This is a genomic window from Streptomyces sp. NPDC028722 (assembly GCF_040637655.1).
Lineage (GTDB): Bacteria > Actinomycetota > Actinomycetes > Streptomycetales > Streptomycetaceae > Streptomyces.
This window is the reverse complement of record NZ_JBEZWU010000014.1, coordinates 1-15,364: the sequence shown is the minus strand read 5'-3', so window position 1 is coordinate 15,364 and position 15,364 is coordinate 1. Positions and strand designations below refer to the sequence as shown.

Annotated in this window: 16 protein-coding genes; 11 read left to right on the top strand and 5 right to left on the bottom strand. The window is 72.7% G+C overall.

Annotation, left to right across the window (positions count from 1 at the left end; translation table 11 throughout):
- Entirely contained in the window at positions 1-1,167 is a 1,167-nt protein-coding gene (locus AB0F03_RS21580; protein WP_361994278.1) for a PP2C family protein-serine/threonine phosphatase, read from the top strand.
- A 266-nt stretch (positions 1,168-1,433) separates the two neighbouring features.
- Here AB0F03_RS21580 and AB0F03_RS21575 read toward each other — a convergent pair whose 3' ends face one another.
- Positions 1,434-1,859 (bottom strand): ATP-binding protein, encoded by a 426-nt coding sequence (locus tag AB0F03_RS21575; RefSeq protein ID WP_361994275.1) that lies wholly within the window; start codon positions 1,857-1,859, stop codon positions 1,434-1,436.
- Positions 1,860-2,039: 180 nt separating this feature from the next.
- Between AB0F03_RS21575 and AB0F03_RS21570 the strand changes: the two genes are divergently transcribed.
- The 6 genes from AB0F03_RS21570 to hemC all read left to right on the top strand — a co-directional run bounded on the left by AB0F03_RS21570 (position 2,040) and on the right by hemC (position 8,275).
- Complete coding sequence (locus tag AB0F03_RS21570) at positions 2,040-2,795, top strand: IclR family transcriptional regulator (protein ID WP_361994273.1); 756 nt, start codon at positions 2,040-2,042, stop codon at positions 2,793-2,795.
- Positions 2,796-2,840: 45 nt separating this feature from the next.
- Positions 2,841-4,340 (top strand): glycerol kinase GlpK, encoded by a 1,500-nt coding sequence (gene glpK / locus AB0F03_RS21565; protein WP_361994270.1) that lies wholly within the window; start codon positions 2,841-2,843, stop codon positions 4,338-4,340.
- A 127-nt stretch (positions 4,341-4,467) separates the two neighbouring features.
- On the top strand, positions 4,468-5,298 hold the full coding sequence (locus AB0F03_RS21560) for a YhjD/YihY/BrkB family envelope integrity protein (RefSeq protein WP_361994267.1): 831 nt from the start codon (positions 4,468-4,470) through the stop codon (positions 5,296-5,298).
- A gap of 139 nt (positions 5,299-5,437) precedes the next feature.
- The gene (locus tag AB0F03_RS21555; protein WP_361994717.1) at positions 5,438-6,418 is read left to right on the top strand and encodes an ATP-dependent DNA ligase; all 981 of its coding nucleotides are present in this window, start codon (positions 5,438-5,440) and stop codon (positions 6,416-6,418) included.
- Between the two features lie 109 nt (positions 6,419-6,527).
- Positions 6,528-7,304, top strand: coding sequence for an NPP1 family protein (locus AB0F03_RS21550; RefSeq protein ID WP_361994264.1), 777 nt, complete (start codon positions 6,528-6,530; stop codon positions 7,302-7,304).
- Between the two features lie 35 nt (positions 7,305-7,339).
- A complete protein-coding gene (hemC, locus tag AB0F03_RS21545) occupies positions 7,340-8,275 on the top strand; it encodes a hydroxymethylbilane synthase (RefSeq protein ID WP_361994261.1) in 936 nt (311 codons plus the stop codon).
- 25 nt (positions 8,276-8,300) lie between these two features.
- Here hemC and AB0F03_RS21540 read toward each other — a convergent pair whose 3' ends face one another.
- Positions 8,301-8,825, bottom strand: a complete 525-nt coding sequence (locus AB0F03_RS21540; protein ID WP_361994258.1) for a hypothetical protein — start codon at positions 8,823-8,825, stop codon at positions 8,301-8,303.
- A gap of 432 nt (positions 8,826-9,257) precedes the next feature.
- Between AB0F03_RS21540 and AB0F03_RS21535 the strand changes: the two genes are divergently transcribed.
- Complete coding sequence (locus tag AB0F03_RS21535) at positions 9,258-10,055, top strand: RNA polymerase sigma factor SigF (protein ID WP_361994255.1); 798 nt, start codon at positions 9,258-9,260, stop codon at positions 10,053-10,055.
- 14 nt (positions 10,056-10,069) lie between these two features.
- Here AB0F03_RS21535 and AB0F03_RS21530 read toward each other — a convergent pair whose 3' ends face one another.
- Complete coding sequence (locus AB0F03_RS21530; RefSeq protein WP_361994253.1) at positions 10,070-10,384, bottom strand: ANTAR domain-containing protein; 315 nt, start codon at positions 10,382-10,384, stop codon at positions 10,070-10,072.
- 128 nt (positions 10,385-10,512) lie between these two features.
- Between AB0F03_RS21530 and AB0F03_RS21525 the strand changes: the two genes are divergently transcribed.
- Positions 10,513-11,319: a VOC family protein gene (locus AB0F03_RS21525; RefSeq protein ID WP_361994250.1), complete on the top strand. Its 807-nt coding sequence runs from the start codon at positions 10,513-10,515 to the stop codon at positions 11,317-11,319.
- Between the two features lie 101 nt (positions 11,320-11,420).
- Here the strand turns inward: AB0F03_RS21525 and glgX are convergent, their stop codons facing one another.
- Both glgX and AB0F03_RS21515 read right to left on the bottom strand, forming a co-directional pair.
- Complete coding sequence (gene glgX / locus AB0F03_RS21520) at positions 11,421-13,565, bottom strand: glycogen debranching protein GlgX (RefSeq protein WP_361994247.1); 2,145 nt, start codon at positions 13,563-13,565, stop codon at positions 11,421-11,423.
- The gene (locus AB0F03_RS21515) at positions 13,562-14,068 is read right to left on the bottom strand and encodes a pep a2 (protein WP_361994244.1); all 507 of its coding nucleotides are present in this window, start codon (positions 14,066-14,068) and stop codon (positions 13,562-13,564) included. The genes glgX and AB0F03_RS21515 overlap by 4 nt, the downstream gene beginning before the upstream one ends.
- Positions 14,069-14,371: 303 nt before the next feature.
- Between AB0F03_RS21515 and AB0F03_RS21510 the strand changes: the two genes are divergently transcribed.
- Positions 14,372-14,671, top strand: a complete 300-nt coding sequence (locus tag AB0F03_RS21510; RefSeq protein ID WP_361994241.1) for a DUF5133 domain-containing protein — start codon at positions 14,372-14,374, stop codon at positions 14,669-14,671.
- Positions 14,672-14,779: 108 nt separating this feature from the next.
- Positions 14,780-15,364 (top strand): maltotransferase domain-containing protein (locus AB0F03_RS21505; protein WP_361994239.1); only part of this gene is annotated, 585 nt, incomplete at its 3' end.

Sequence of the window (15,364 nt, the reverse complement as noted above, 5' to 3'; positions counted from 1 at the left end):
ATGAGCCAGGCCCGACACCAAGGCGGCGGTCACGCGCTGACACGGCCGTCCGGCGACCGTACGACCGACGCCCGGAGGCAGGTCCGGCGGCGTGCTGCCGGACAGCTGGCCGCGGGGGCGCCCGCGCTGCCGGTACTGGTGGTCGCCGTCGTCGTGCTCGTCGACCTCGCCGGCGGGGCGGGCATGATCTGGCTTCCACTGCTGGCGGCCGGACCCGCGCTGGCGGCCACCACCAACGGGCCGCGCGGTGTGCTCTGCGCCGGTCTCCTCGCCGCGGCGACGGGCGCGGCGCTGGGCGTCGGACACGGGGCTCCGGCACGCGAGCTGGCGGCCGTGCCGTGCGCGCTGCTGGCCGTCACCGCGGCGAGCGTGCTGGCCAGCGCGTCGCGGGGCCGTCGGGAACGGGTCCTCGCGGCGGTCCGCTCGGTCGCGGAGGCCGCCCAGCAGGCACTGCTCCAGCCCGTCCCGGAGACCGTCGGCCCGTTCCAGGTGGCCGTCCGCTACAGCGCCGCGGCGGCGGAGGCGCGGATCGGCGGCGACCTCTACGCCCTGCTGCCCACTCCGTACGGCATCCGGCTGATCGTCGGTGACGTGCGCGGCAAGGGCCTGCCGGCCGTGGGAACCGCCGCGCTGGTGCTCGGAGTGTTCCGTGAGGCCGCTCAGGACGAGCCGGACCTGCTCGCCGTCGTCGGCCGGATCGAGCGGAGTCTGGCGCGCAACCTCGGCCCGGACGACTTCGTCACCGCGGTGGTCGCCGGATGTCCCCGGTCGGGGCACCTGGAGGTCGTCAACTGCGGCCACGCGCCCCCGCTGCTGATATCCGCGTCCGGCGAGGTCCGCGCGGTGGAGTCGGCCCCGCCCGCTCCACCCCTCGGGCTGCGCGCCCTCTCGGGCCAGGCGCCCGGTCTCCAGCGGCTGCCCCTGGCGGTGGGGGACCAATTGCTGCTCTACACCGACGGTGTCACCGAGGCCCGCGATCACACCCGCGCGTTCTATCCGCTGGCCGAAGGCGTGACCCGGCACGTGTCCGAGGAACCGGCACGCACGCTCACCGCGCTCCACGACGAACTGCTCGCGCATGTGGGCGGGCGGCTGCACGACGACGCGGCCCTGCTCCTGCTCCGCAAACGAACCGCGGACGAGCCGGTCTCCGTACGGCCGGGGTAGGGGCGGCATCTCGGGCCGCGACGTTCTGCGCACAGCCGGGAACGGCGGCGTCTCGGGCCGCGATCCTCTCCGTAGCACCCATGCAGCGGCGTCTCGGGCCGCGACCGTCTCCGTACCGTCTGTGCGGCGGCGGCATCCCAGACCGCGGCGCTCTCCGTACAGCCGGGACAGCGGCGGCGTCTCGGGCCGCGATCCTGTCCGTAGCACCCATGCAGCGGCGTCTCGGGCCGCGACCGTCTCCGTACCGTCTGTGCAGCGGCGGCATCTCAGGCCGCGACGAGTTCGGCCCAGCGGGTGATCCCGGCGGGGTGGACCCGTATGCCGTGCCGGGTGGCCAGAGCGTGGACGATGGCCTCGCCCCGGCCGTGCTCGTCCGGGTCGGTCCCGGGGAGGGAGCAGCCCGCCGGCAGCGCGGGCCCCGCGTCGGTGACCTCGACCCGCAGGGTGCGGCCGGCGTCGCCCCAGTGCCAGGACAGCCGCAGCTCGGCCGGGGGCCGGGCGTGGATGACCGCGTTGGTGACGAGCTCGGACACCACGAGCAGCGAGTCCTCGACGATGTCCGGGCAGACGCTCCACTCGGCGAGGACCGCCGCCGCCCGCCGGCGTACGGCCGAGACCGCGCCGGCGACGGGCGGCAGCGGACACACGTGTTCGCATGCCGCCCGAAGCAGCGTGTTGAGCTGTGCCGCCATATTTCCTCCGGTGATCTGCTGCCGGTCCCGCGCCGTCCGGCGCGTTCCGTGCTCCAAGGCACGTTATGGAGACAAATCGGGCGCGTCAATGAACGGCGGTCGGCATTACCGAACAGCCCTCCTGCCCGGCGTCCCGCCGCCCGCGCGGCGAAGCGCCCGTGGCGGTAATAGGCTCGCCTCATGGCCGGCCCAGTCCAGTCGATCGAACGGGCGGCGGCGATCCTGCGCCTGCTCGCCGGTGGGCCCCGCCGACTCGGGCTCGGCGAGGTGGCGGCCTCGCTCGGCCTGGCGAAGGGCACCGCGCACGGCATCCTGCGCACACTCCAGCACGTGGACTTCGTGGAGCAGGACGCCGCGACCGGGAAGTACCAGCTGGGAGCCGCCCTGCTGCACCTGGGCACCAGCTACCTGGACGTCAACGAGCTGCGCTCGCGCTCCCTCAACTGGGCCGACGCCCTGGCCGCCCGCAGCGGCGAGGCGGTGCGCCTGGGGACGCCCCTGGAGGGCAGGGTCCTCGTCGTCCACCACGTGTTCCGGCCGGACGACACCTTCCAGACGCTCGACGTGGGGTCGCTGCTGCCCCTGCACGCCTCCTCGCTCGGCAAGGTGCTGCTGGCCTACGGGGCCGCCGCCGTCGAACCGGGCCTGGAGGCCTACACCCGGCACACCCTCGTCGACCCCGAGCAGCTGGCCCGGGCGCTGGCCGCGGTCCGGGAGGCGGGCTGGGCCGCCGAGATCCAGGAGATGAGCATGGGCGACGCCGGGCTGGCCGCGCCGATCCGGGGGCACGGCGGGCTCGTCGTCGGCGCCGTCGGGCTCTCCGGACCGGTCGAGCGGATCTGCGACGGCCAGGGACACCCCCGACCGGGCCTGGTCACCCTGATCCGCGAAGCCGCGCGGGCGATCTCCAGGGACCTGGGAGCCGCCCGCTGGTGACCCAGGACAGCCGCCCCTCGATGACGTCGGAAGGCAGACCCGATCATGGCTGAACGGTACGTGATGTCCATCGATCAGGGCACGAACTCGACCCGGTGCATCCTGTTCGACCACCGTGGGCGCCTGGTCTCGGTCGCGCAGCGGGAGCACCAGCAGCATTTCCCCCGGCCGGGCTGGGTGGAGCACGACGCCGTGGAGATATGGCAGAACCTGCGCCGCGTCGTGCCCGAGGCCCTGTCCGACGCGGGTGTCGAGGCGGACCAGGTCGCCGCGCTGGGGGTGGCCAACCAGCGCGAGACGACGGTGCTCTGGGACCGGCGGACCGGCGCCCCGCTGGGCCGGGCGATCGTCTGGCAGGACACCCGCACGGGGCCGCTCGTCGAGGACCTCAGGAAGCATCCCGGAGAGGCGTTCTTCCTGGACCGCTGCGGCGTACCGCCCTCGACGTACTTCTCGGCGCTGCGGATCCGCTGGCTGTTCGACCACGTCAAGGGCGTCGAGCAGCGCGCCAGGGACGGCGAGGTGCTGTTCGGGACGATGGAGAGCTGGCTGATCTGGAACCTCACCGGAGGCGCCGGCAGCGGCCTGCACCTCACGGACGCGACCAACGCCAGCCGCACGATGCTGATGAACATCAGCACCCTCGCCTGGGACGAGGACCTGCTGGACTTCTTCGGGGTGCCCCGCCCGATGCTGCCCGAGATCAGGTCGTCGGTGGAGGCGTACGGCGAGGCCCGCTCGGTGCTGCCGGGCATCCGCATCACGGCCGCCCTCGGCGACCAGCAGGCCGCCCTGTTCGGGCAGACCTGCTTCTCGCCGGGCGAGGCCAAGTGCACCTACGGAACGGGCGGCTTCCTGCTGCTCAACACCGGCGGCGACCCCGTGCGCTCCCGGCACGGCCTGCTCACCACCGTCGCCTACCGGATCGGGGCCCAGCCGCCCGTGTACGCCCTGGAGGGGTCGATAGCCGTCACCGGCGCACTCGTGCAGTGGTTCCGTGACCGCCTGGGCCTGATCAGCAGCGCCGCGGAGATCGAGACCCTCGCGCGGACGGTCGAGGACAACGGCGGCTGCTACATCGTCCCCGCCTTCTCGGGCCTGTTCGCACCCCGCTGGCGCAGCGACGCGCGCGGGGTCGTCGTCGGGCTCACCTCGTACATCACCAAGGGGCATCTGGCGCGCGCCGTCCTGGAGGCCACCGGGTGGCAGACACGGGAGGTCGTCGACGCCATGAACGCCGACTCCGCTCTGCCCCTGCGGGAGCTGAAGGTGGACGGGGGCATGACCGCGGACAACCTGCTGATGCAGTTCGTCGCCGACGTGCTCGACGTGCCCGTGGTACGGCCCATGGTCGCCGAGACGGTCTCCCTCGGCGCCGCCTACGCGGCCGGGCTCGCCGCCGGCTACTGGTCCGACCTGGAGGTGCTGCGCCGCAACTGGCACCGCGCCGCCCAGTGGCTGCCCGGCATGGACCCCGGGCGCCGCGAGTCGGAGTACGACAACTGGCGGCGGGCCGTCGAACGGTCCCTGGACTGGGTCCGGTGATCCTGCCGTCCGCCCGGTGGAGCAGGGGCCCGGGGTGGCCGCGAGCCGCCCGAAGGGCTGGTGCCGGCGTGGGGCCCGAGTCTGCGCGACACCGGCCGCTCGGCACGGTGTACTGACTGCTGTGCGCATGCGTAGGAGAGCACCCGGTGAAGGCCGCCGCACGAGCCTGTGGTGGACCCGGCTCGACCACACGTGGCAGGCGGCGGGCAGGCGCCTGGACGCGAGTGCGCTGGGACGGTTATGGGGACGCCTCAGCGCGGCGGACTTCTTCGGCCATTCGTTCCAGCTGGCGTCGCTCGCGTTCCTTTGCTTCTTCCCGTTCCTGATCCTGGTCACCGGTGCGTTCGGCCAGGACGCGGCGAAGGTCATGGCGGGATGGCTCGGACTGGACGAGCAGGCGGCCCAGGCCGTGGCCGGCCTGTTCAAACCCAGTCCCGGTTCGGTCACCCTCACGTTGGTCAGCGCTCTGCTGATGGTCGCCGGGGCGGTCGCCGTGGCCGGCACCTTGCAGGGCTGGTATCAGTTCCTCTTCGGCGTTCCCCCCCGTTGGTGGCGGGACCTCGCGGCTCAGCTCGCGTGGCTGGCGGCGCTGGTCGCCTACAGCGCGGCCCGGGCCGGAATCGGCGCGGCGCTCGGCTCGCGGCTGAGCATCCTGTCCGGATTCGTCCTGGCACTGTTCTTCTGGTGGGGGACCATGCGGCTGCTGCTCACCGGAGCGGTCGCGTGGCGCTTCCTCCTGCCCGCGGCTTTGGCCACGGGTACCGCCTGGACCGGCCTCGGGTGGTTCTCCTCCCGCTACTTCTCGGCAACCATCGTGGCCAACAACCAGAAGTACGGCCCTGTGGGCGTCGCCATGGTCATCCTTTCCTGGCTGGTGGCTGTGGGCGTGGTCATCCACCTCGGTGCCGTCGTCGGACGTGAGCTCGCCGGGCGTCGCGCCACTCGCTCGCGGCACTGACGTCCGAGACGGAACCTGGCCGGCCGGCCCGGGGCCCCCGCCCCGGGCGGGTCCCCGCGGTGGGGCCCGTTCAGGGGAACCGGGGGTGAAAGGCGCGTGAGGGCGCCGGGGCCGGTCGAGACCTTCTGCCGTGACCGCCGTGACCCTGCCGCTCATCCCGCCGATGCTCGCCACTCCCGGCGGCCTGCCGTCCGCCGCCCAGGACGAGCGGTGGGCGTACGAGACCAAGCAGGACGGCCAGCGGGTGATGGTCTACCTGCCCGGCGACGGCAGCGTGCTGCTGCGCGCCCGCTCCGGGGAGGACATCACCGCGGCCTACCCCGAACTCCGGCCGCTCGGCGCCGCCCTGGGTGCCACGCCCGCCGTGCTGGACGGTGAGGTGCTGGCCCTGGACGAGCGGGGGCGGGCCGACTTCCAGCTGCTCCAGAGCCGGATGGGCCTCGCGCACGCACCCGCGCGGGCGGCGCGCCGGGCCGCCCAGGTACCGGTGCACCTGGTGCTGTTCGACCTGCCGTACCTGGCGGAGCCGCTGGTGCGGCTGCCGTACGTCCGGCGGCGGGCCCGGCTGGAGGGGCTGGGCCTGGCCGGGTCCCACTGGTCGACGCCGGGCGCGGTGACCGGGCACGGCGCCGAGGCACTGCGGGCCACCCAGGAGCACGGTCTGGAGGGGCTGGTGTGCAAGCGGCTCGACTCGGTGTACGAACCCGGGGTCCGCTCCCGTGCCTGGATCAAGATCCGGAACATGCGCGCCGAGGACGTGATCGTCGGCGGCTGGCTGCCGGGCAGGGGGCGGCTGGCCGGGCTGCCCGGAGCGGTGCTGGCCGGTCAGCGCGCGGGCGGCCGGCTGCGGTACGTCGGCGGGGTCGGCACCGGCTGGAGCGAGGCGGAGCGGGCGGAACTTGCGGAGCTGCTGCGGGCCGCGGCGAGCGAGCGGTCCCCCTTCGACCCCGTGCCGCGCATCCCCGACGCCCGCTGGGTGCTGCCCCGGCTGGTGGGCGAGGTCAGCTACAGCACACGGACCCGCAACGGGATGCTGCGTCAGCCGTCCTGGCTGCGGCTGCGCCCGGACCTCACCCCGCGCGAGTCGGCGGCGGACCTGCCGGACAGCTTCGGCCGGTGACGGACACCTGAGGGAACGTCATCTATGCGACCCAGGTGACCTCTTGGCAGCTCGGCGTGCGGACGGGATGCTGAACTCCCTTGTGTCTTCATGCCGTTGGAGGAAGTCCGTGTCCCCGATCACCTCGCGCGTCCGGCGCGGCAGATGGTTCGCCGTCCTGGCCGGCGCCGCCGCCCTGGTCGTCGCGTCCCCCGCCGCCGCCTTCGCCGCCCCGCCCCTGGCGCTGCCGCGGAACGCCGGGTCCGCCGAACTGACGTACCAGCCCGCCTTCGACTACGACACGGACGGCTGCTACCCGACACCCGCGATAGGCCCCGACGGCACTGTCAACCCGGGGCTGAAGCCGACCGGCGCCCTCAACGGCAGCTGCCACGACGCCTCCGACCTCGACAACACCAACAGTTACTCCCGCTCCACGTGCAACAACGGCTGGTGCGCCTACCTCTACGGCCTGTACTTCGAGAAGGACCAGGCGCTGCCCGGCAGCGGCATCGGCGGGCACCGCAACGACTGGGAGCACGTCGCGGTGTGGGTGCGGGACGGACAGGTCCAGTACGTGTCGACGTCCAACCACGGTTCGTTCACCGTGCACCCGGCCTCCGAGGTGCGCTTCGAGGGCACACACCCGAAGATCGTCTACCACAAGGACGGCATCGGCACCCACTGCTTCCGGCTCGCCAACACGAACGACGAGCCGCCGGAGAACCACCGGCACACCTGGCAGTACCCGCCCCTGGTCGGCTGGGACGGCTATCCGGCGGGCCTGCGCGACGAGTTGAGCGCCTACGACTTCGGCAGCGCCCACTTCGGCCTGAAGGACGGGGCCTTCGCCTCCCACCTCTCGTCGGCGAAGCCGTCCGGGATCCCGTTCGACCCGGGAGCCTGAACCGCACCGCCGTCCCGGCGGTCTATCGTGTCCCCATGTCTGTGCCGGAACTCATCCGTATCGTCTCCCGCGACTCCCCCATGGCCCTGGCCCAGGTGGAGCGGGTCCGCGCCGAGCTGGCCGCTCTGTACCCGGATGTGCGGACCGAGGTCGTACCGGTGCGCACGACCGGTGACAAGTGGCTGGGCGATCTGTCCGAGGTCGAGGGCAAGGGCGCGTTCACCAAGGAGGTGGACGCCGTCCTGCTGGCCGGGGAGGCGGATCTCGCGGTGCACTGCGTCAAGGATGTGCCCGCCGACCGGCCGCTGCCCGCGGGGACGGTGTTCGCCGCGTTCCTGAAGCGGGACGACATCCGGGACGCGCTGGTGCACCCCGGCGGGCTGACCCTGGAGGAGTTGCCGGCCGGCACCCGGATCGGCACCTCCTCGGTGCGCCGGGTCGCCCAGCTCGCCGCCACCCACCCGCGGCTGGAGTGCGTGCCGTTCCGCGGCAACGCCAACCGCCGGCTGGAGAAGCTGGCCGCGGGCGAGGCGGACGCGCTGCTGCTGGCGGTGTCCGGCCTGGAGCGCATCGGCCGGACGGACGTGATCAGCGAGGTGCTGTCGCCGGAGACGATGATGCCGCCGATCGGCGCGGGCATCCTCGCCCTCCAGTGCCGGCAGGACGACACCGAGCTGATCGACGCGGTCAGCGGGCTCGGCGACCCGGCCACCCACCGGGAGGCGACGGCCGAGCGGATGTTCCTGCATGTGCTCCAGGGCCACTGCAACAGCCCGATCGCCGGGTACGCGCGTATGGACCACGGCGGGGAACTCTCCCTGCGGGCCTGCGTGTTCACCCCGGACGGCAAGACCCGGCTGAACGCCCACGAGTGGGCCGGCCGGCTCGATCCCGCCACGCTCGGCACCTCGGTCGCGGTGGCGCTGCTCCGGCAGGGCGCGCGGGAGATCATCGACGGCATCCCGCACTGAGCCCGGCCGGGGCGGGCCTCCCGTCTCAGGCGGTACCCGGCTCCGCCTGGTCCTTCAGGAAGGCGCTGACCTGGTGGGCCAGACCGCACGGTCCGGCACCGGCGGGCGTGGCCGCCGTGGTCCCCTCCGTGACGCCGATGCCGCCCGCCCACAGCCGGCGGTCGCTCCACTCGTCCTCCACCCGCAGCTGCACCTGCACGTCCACGTGGGTGAGGGCGGCCTCGGGTGCGGCGGCGTAGACCACGGCGGTGGCCCGGCGCAGCGGGTAGACGTCGAAGCCCTCGATGAACTGCGAGTTGCGCCAGTCGATGAAGGCGCCCTCGCCGTCCGGGCCGACACGGACGTCGATCTGACCGTCCTCCAGGTGGATGCCGTAGTGCCGCGTGCCGCGGTTCTCGACGGTCACCCGGACGCTGAAGTACGTCAGCCCGGCGGCGGCGTCGTCGCGTCCGCGCGGCGGCTCGGACGGCCCCAGGCGGTGGACGCGGACCCGCAGACCGGCATGCTCCTCGTACTCCTGCCAGTCCCCGACCACGTTCGGCTCGTACACGGTGCCCCTCTCGACCCTCGAGAGCTGCTGTCTATCTGTGTGCTCAGCGCACTGTCAAATGGGCAGAATGCGCTGTGGCCAGGGGATTCACCGGCGTTGATCGGTGATCAAGCGCTGCGCAGGAACAATCGTCCGCGGCCCCTCGCCGTCGGGTACGCGCGCGTGCCGCACATCACGTCCGGCGGCAGGACCGGCGGCCCGCGCCGGGGCCCGGTGAGCCCCCGGCGGCGGTGCAGGATATTCTGGCGAATTAACCGGTATGTACGCATTTGTTTTGAGATGCGCCAGAACGGGAAAGCGGACATCAGTGCTTCGGACAGGAGGCACGTCCGTGGGAGCCGGCCCGGCCGCACGCCCCGGCGTCCCTCCCTGGTCCGAGCGCACCTCCCACGGTGTCTGTCCATCCAGCACCTGCCGAAAGAGGTGCGCGCCATGCGTGTCACTGGCAGCACGAAGCCCCACCCCCATGACGACGCCCCGGACACGGGCAGGTCCTTCGAGCGGCTGGCGGGGCTGTCCGACGGTCCCGAGCGTCAGGCGCTCAGGGACGAGCTGGTCCGCCTGTGGCTGCCGATGGCCGAGCGGATCGCCGTGCGCTTCCGCGGCCGCGGGGAGGCCCTGGAGGACCTCTACCAGGTGGCCGCACTGGGCCTGGTCAAGGCCGTCGACCACTACGACCCCTCGCGGGGCCGTGCCTTCGAGGCGTACGCCGTCCCCACCATCACCGGCGAGATCAAGCGTCACTTCCGTGACCACATGTGGACCCTGCACGTGCCGCGCCGGGTGCAGGACCTGCGCAACCGGGTGCGCTCGGCGATCAAGGAGCTGGCGCAGACCACGTCGGGCCGGGCGCCCACCGTCGCCGAGATCGCCGCGCACACGCGCCTGACCGAGGACGAGGTGCGCACGGGCATGGAGGCACTGGAGTGCTTCTCCGCGCTGTCCCTGGACGCCGAGGTGGCCGGCACCGACGGGTACGCCCTCGGGGACTCCCTGGGCGCGTCGGACCCGGGATACGACCTCGTCGTGGACCGCGCCGCGGTCAAGCCGTGCCTCGCGGCCCTGCCCGAGCGTGAGCGCACCATCCTCTACCTGCGGTTCTTCGGCGGGATGACGCAGAGCCGGATCGCCCAGCAGCTCGGTATCTCGCAGATGCACGTCTCGCGGCTGCTCAGCGGCTGCTTCGACCGGCTGCGCGAGGAACTCCTCGCGGAGACCCGCGCCCGCTGACCGCGCGCCGCCGGCTACGCCCCCTCCGACCCCGGGATCTGTGTGGGGCCGTACCGGTCCAGGGCGTCCTCCAGCTCGGCGCGGACGTGCGGGGGGAGATCACCGCGGCGGCCCCAGACGAGGATCATCTCCGCGATGTTGCGCAGCCTGATGTTGGTGTGCTGGGAGACGTCCTTGAGCACCTGCCAGCCCTGGTCCGGCGTGACCCGGCCGAGGGCGACCACCATGCCGATCGCCTGGTCGACGACGGCATGCGAGACCATCGCCTCCTTCAGCTGGTCGACCTCGGCCTGAAGCGCGGCGACGCGGTCCGGCTCGCTCTCCTCCATGTCTCCATCCTGCGCAGAGGCCTGTACCCCTGCCACCCGGGGTACTCGGCATGCACTCCACCCCCTTCCGGCCGGACACTGGTGCCAGACCGGTGGCCGCCCGGCCCCGAGAGCAGGACGCGACTGCCATGAACCACGGAACCCCCGCCGGCGTACCGCGCAGGAGAGACGTCGTCTCCACGGACTCCGTCTTCGGCGCCCCGTGCTGGGTCAGCCTGACCAGCCGCGATCTCCAGGCCACCCAGGACTTCTACACGGCCGTGCTGGGCTGGCGCTGGCGCGGCGCCGAACTCGGCGAGCACTTCCGGATCGCCCTGGCGAACGGGGTGCCGGTGGCCGGGATCGCCGCCGTGGCGTCCATGTGGCAGATGGCGGTCGCCTGGACGCCGTACTTCGCGGTGCCGGACGCGGACGTGGCCGTGTCCCGGGCCCGGGAGCGCGGCGGTACGGCGGCGGTCGGGCCGCTGTCCTTCCCGCCCGGCCGGGCGGCGCTGCTCGCCGACCGGGACGGGGCCACCTTCGGCATCTGGCAGGGCGCACTGGTCTCCAACTGGGAGGCGTGGCGGCAGGCCGCGCCGGCCTTCGTGCGGCTGCACACCCGGGACGCCTTCGACGCCGCGATCTTCTACGGCGAGATCCTGGGCTGGGCGTCCGGGCTGCCGGGCTGCTGCGAGGTCGAGTACGAGGGCGGTGAGGTGGTGCTGCGCAGCCGCGGTGACGTGGTCGCGCGCATCGACTCGGGCGCGGTGGGGGCCGCTCCGGACCCCTCGGTGCGGCCCCACTGGCAGGTCCACTTCGCGGTGACCGACGTGGCCGGCTGCGCCCGCGCGGCGGAGAAGCACGGTGGCAGTGTGCTGCGCGAGGACGAGACCGAGGCGATCCTGCGCGACCCGGACGGCGCGCAGTTCACGGTGACGTCGCGGCGCGGCCACTGAACGGTGCCGGGCCGCCACCGGTGCACAGCCGCCCAAGCGGCACGGCGAACCCCAGGGCCTCTCAGGCGCAGGCCCTGGGGTTCGCCGTGCCGTCGGCCGCGTCAGCCGCCGGCGCGCGACGGGCGGGACAGCAGGACCAGGCTGCGGGACTCCACGCGGAGCTTCGTGCCGGCCTTGCGTTCGCGTTCGTCCGGGACGCCTTCCGGGTCGGCGGTGTCGACCAGGGTGGTCCAGCGCTCGCCGTAGGAGGCGCCTGGCAGCCGGAAGTCGACCGGCTCCCAGTAGCCGTTGACGAGCAGCAGGAAGGAGTCGTCGGTCATGCGGCGCCCGTAGGCGTCGCGTTCGGCGATGGCGTCGCCGTTGAGGAACACGCCGACCGAGTGCGCGTCGTCGCGCTGCCAGTCCCGGTCGGTCATCTCGCGGGCGTCGGGCCGCAGCCACATCAGGTCGGGCAGCGGCTGCTCGGCGTTGGTCACGGTGTCGCCGCGGAAGAAGCGGCGGCGGCGCAGCACCGGGTGGCCGGCGCGCAGGGCGATCAGGTGCCGGGTGAAGTCGGCGAGGCCGCGCTGCTCGTCGGTGAGGTCCCAGTCCACCCAGGAGATCTCGTTGTCCTGGCAGTAGGCGTTGTTGTTGCCGCGCTGGGTGCGGCCGAGTTCGTCGCCGTGGCAGAGCATCGGGATGCCCTGCGAGAGCAGCAGGGTGGCCAGCAGGTTGCGCTGCTGGCGGGCGCGGAGTTCCAGGACGGCGGGGTCGTCGGTGTCGCCTTCCACCCCGCAGTTCCAGGACCGGTTGTGGCTCTCGCCGTCCCGGTTGTCCTCGCCGTTGTCCTCGTTGTGCTTGTCGTTGTACGACACGAGGTCGCGCAGGGTGAATCCGTCGTGCGCGGTGACGAAGTTGACGCTCGCGCGGGGCCGGCGCCGGCTGTGCTGGTAGAGGTCGGAGGAGCCGGTGAGCCGGGAGGCGAACTCGCCGAGCGCGCCGGGCTCGGCCCGCCAGAAGTCCCGTACGGCGTCGCGGTACTTGCCGTTCCACTCCGACCACAGCGGCGGGAAGTTGCCGACCTGGTAGCCGCCTTCGCCGACGTCCCACGGTTCGGCGATGAGCTTGACGCGGCTGATCACCGGATCCTGCTGGATCAGGTCGAAGAACGCCGACAGCCGGTCCACCTCGTGGAACTGCCGGGCCAGCGTGGCCGCGAGGTCGAAGCGGAAGCCGTCGACGTGCATCTCGGTGACCCAGTACCGCAGCGAGTCCATGATCAGCTGGAGCACGTAGGGGTGCCGCATCAGCAGGCTGTTGCCCGTGCCGGTGGTGTCGTAGTAGTGCGCCCAGTCACCGTCGACCAGGCGGTAGTAGGAGGCGTTGTCGATGCCCCGGAAGGACAGCGTGGGCCCCATCTCGTTGCCCTCGGCGGTGTGGTTGTAGACCACGTCGAGGATGACTTCGAGGCCGGCCGCGTGCAGTGCCTTCACCATGGCCTTGAACTCGTTGACCTGCTGGCCGCGGCTGCCATGGGCGGCGTAGGCGTTGTGCGGGGCGAAGAAGCCGATGGTGTTGTAGCCCCAGTAGTTGGCCAGGCCGCGGTCCTGGAGGACGCCGTCCTGCACGAACTGGTGCACCGGCATCAGCTCCACCGCGGTGACGCCGAGCGAGGTCAGGTGTTCGGTCACGGCCGGGTGCGCGAGACCGGCGTAGGTGCCGCGCAGCCGGTCGGGGACGTCGGGGTGGGTGCGGGTGAGGCCGCGGACGTGGGCCTCGTAGACGACCGAGTCCGCGTACGGCGTCCTGGGAGAGCGGTCGTCGCCCCAGTCGAAGAACGGGTCCGTGACCACGCCCAGCATGGAGTGGCCTGCGCTGTCGGCCGGGTCGGGGCCGTCCGGGGCACGCTCGTACAGGGAGGGGTGGTTGTCGATCTGGCCGTCGACGGCACGGGCGTACGGGTCGAGCAGCAGCTTCGCCGGGTTGCACCGGTTGCCGAACGCCGGCTGCCAGGGGCCGTGCACCCGGAAGCCGTAGCGCCGGCCCGGGGCGACGCCGGGCAGGTAGGCGTGCCAGACGAAGCCGTCGACCTCGTGCAACGGGACGGCGGTCGCACGGCCGGCGTCGTCGAGGAGGATCAGCTCGACACGCTCGGCGACCTCGCTGAACAGGGCGAAGTTGGTGCCCTGTCCGTCGAACGAGGCGCCCAGCGGGTAGGGGTGCCCGCTCCAGACGGGCACCCCTTCGCGGACCTTGCGGGCGGTCACCGGCTGCCCTCCAGAACGTGGTCACCGACGGACGCGGCGAGCGCGGCCACGCGCTGGGCGCGCGGCACGTCCAGTCCGGTGCGCAGGGTCGGCGCGGGGGCGGTGGGCACCAGCGGGACGCGCTGGCCGGCGCGGGCACGCTGCGAGAACCAGATGATCTTGGCTCCGGTGTCCGAGGCGCAGCAGCCCCAGCCGTCGCTCATGGCGGCGATGTCGGCCAGGCAGGCCCGCAGGTCCTGGTCGGGGCGCAGATCGGGGTCGTCGCCGCCGAAGGCCGTGATCAGATGCTGGCCGTTCCACCACATCTCGATGGAGGTGTGCTTGTCCGTGGCGTGCGCGTCGATCGCCCGCAGCAGCATTTCCGCGCCGCGGCAGACGGGGTCCACGATGTTGTCGAGGTCCCAGTGGCGGAGGTGGGCGGCCAGGATGCGGCTGACCTGTCCCACCCGTTCCGGGCTGACTTCCACGTCGAGGTGGTAGTAGCAGGGCACTGCGGTCTTCATCGTCGCTTGCTCCTCACCGGCGAAGCTCTCGCTCCCCTTACCCCGTCCGGGAGGGATCCCGGACACAAAGCGTGAGCGTTCATCGCTTCTGAGTCACTTCCACGGTGAGGCCGCTACGCCATTCGTGCAACACGAGCACCGGGCCGGCGAAATGGTTGAAGGACCAACAAGACGCTGGGTCGTGGTGCGTGCACCATGAGTGAAAGCCTCGATCGCCGTAACGGTGCCGTGCCTCTCCGTGTGCGGACACCACCCGACCGTCGGGAACGCGCCCAGTCGAGAGCGTGGAAGGTGAACAGGGCCATGCTGCTACCGGCCAAGGCCGAAGTGGCCCGGCTGTTGCGGCGGTACCGGGCGTGGGAGCGCGTGATGCTCGCCTCGCCGTACGACCGCACGGTCCGGGCCACCTTCGAGGACTCGGGGTACACGCTGTGCGTTCTGATGGGCAAACGCTGCGCCCGCGAGGCTGCGGACGCAGCCGAACGCTATCTGCGCACCAACCTGGTCACCTATTTGCGCGAGCAGGGCGGTCGGCCGCAGCCGCGCCGGGCAGCCAGAAGAGCGACGCCACCGGAGCGGCGTTCCACGGCGCCGAGGCCGTGACCTGGCACCGTACAAGGCGTTCCCCTCGGGACCGGCACGCGCCGGCCCGACTTCGGATCGCGGAGCCGGGCCGGGTGCCCGGCTTCGCGCACGGCGGAGGTGAGATACATGCGCAGGACCCCGGCCATCGGCCGTGTACCGGTACGTGACGTCCGGCCGGCCGTGGACTGCGGCAGGCGCCCGGCGAAAGCGGTGACCGGGGAGACCTTCCAGGTGACGGCCACCGTGTTCCGCGACGGCCACGACGCCGTCGGCGCCAACGTCGTCCTGCGCGATCCGAAGGGCCGCAAGGGCCCGTGGACACCGATGCGGGAACTCGCCCCGGGCAGCGACCGCTGGGGCGCCGACGTCACCCCGGACGCGACGGGACGCTGGACCTTCCGCGTGGAGGCCTGGAGCCATCCGCTGGCGACCTGGCGGCACATCGCCTCCGTCAAGGTGCCCGCCGGCATCGACACCGGTCTGGTGCTGGAGCAGGGCGCCGAGCTGTACGAGCGGGCGGCGGCCGGAGTGTCCAAGGGCCCCGAGCGGGACCTGGTGCGGGCCGCCGCGCGGGCTCTCGGCGACGACTCGCGTTCCGTCCACCACCGGCTGGAGCCGGCGTTGTCGCCGGAGGTGGAGGCGTTGCTGGGCCGGTATCCGCTGCGGGAGCTGGTCACGGCCTCGGAGGCGATGCCGTTGCTGGTGGAACGG

Excerpts from the sequence above, each read along its gene's own strand:
- AB0F03_RS21560 (WP_361994267.1), top strand. The coding sequence starts at position 4,468 with ATGCGTAGGAGAGCACCCGGTGAAGGCCGCCGCACGAGCCTGTGGTGG.
- AB0F03_RS21515 (WP_361994244.1), bottom strand. The coding sequence starts at position 14,068 with ATGAAGACCGCAGTGCCCTGCTACTACCACCTCGACGTGGAAGTCAGC.
- AB0F03_RS21525 (WP_361994250.1), top strand. The coding sequence starts at position 10,513 with ATGAACCACGGAACCCCCGCCGGCGTACCGCGCAGGAGAGACGTCGTC.
- AB0F03_RS21580 (WP_361994278.1), top strand. The coding sequence starts at position 1 with ATGAGCCAGGCCCGACACCAAGGCGGCGGTCACGCGCTGACACGGCCG.
- AB0F03_RS21530 (WP_361994253.1), bottom strand. The coding sequence starts at position 10,384 with ATGGAGGAGAGCGAGCCGGACCGCGTCGCCGCGCTTCAGGCCGAGGTC.
- AB0F03_RS21510 (WP_361994241.1), top strand. The coding sequence starts at position 14,372 with ATGCTGCTACCGGCCAAGGCCGAAGTGGCCCGGCTGTTGCGGCGGTAC.
- AB0F03_RS21575 (WP_361994275.1), bottom strand. The coding sequence starts at position 1,859 with ATGGCGGCACAGCTCAACACGCTGCTTCGGGCGGCATGCGAACACGTG.
- hemC (WP_361994261.1), top strand. The coding sequence starts at position 7,340 with ATGTCTGTGCCGGAACTCATCCGTATCGTCTCCCGCGACTCCCCCATG.
- glpK (WP_361994270.1), top strand. The coding sequence starts at position 2,841 with ATGGCTGAACGGTACGTGATGTCCATCGATCAGGGCACGAACTCGACC.
- AB0F03_RS21535 (WP_361994255.1), top strand. The coding sequence starts at position 9,258 with ATGCGTGTCACTGGCAGCACGAAGCCCCACCCCCATGACGACGCCCCG.
- AB0F03_RS21570 (WP_361994273.1), top strand. The coding sequence starts at position 2,040 with ATGGCCGGCCCAGTCCAGTCGATCGAACGGGCGGCGGCGATCCTGCGC.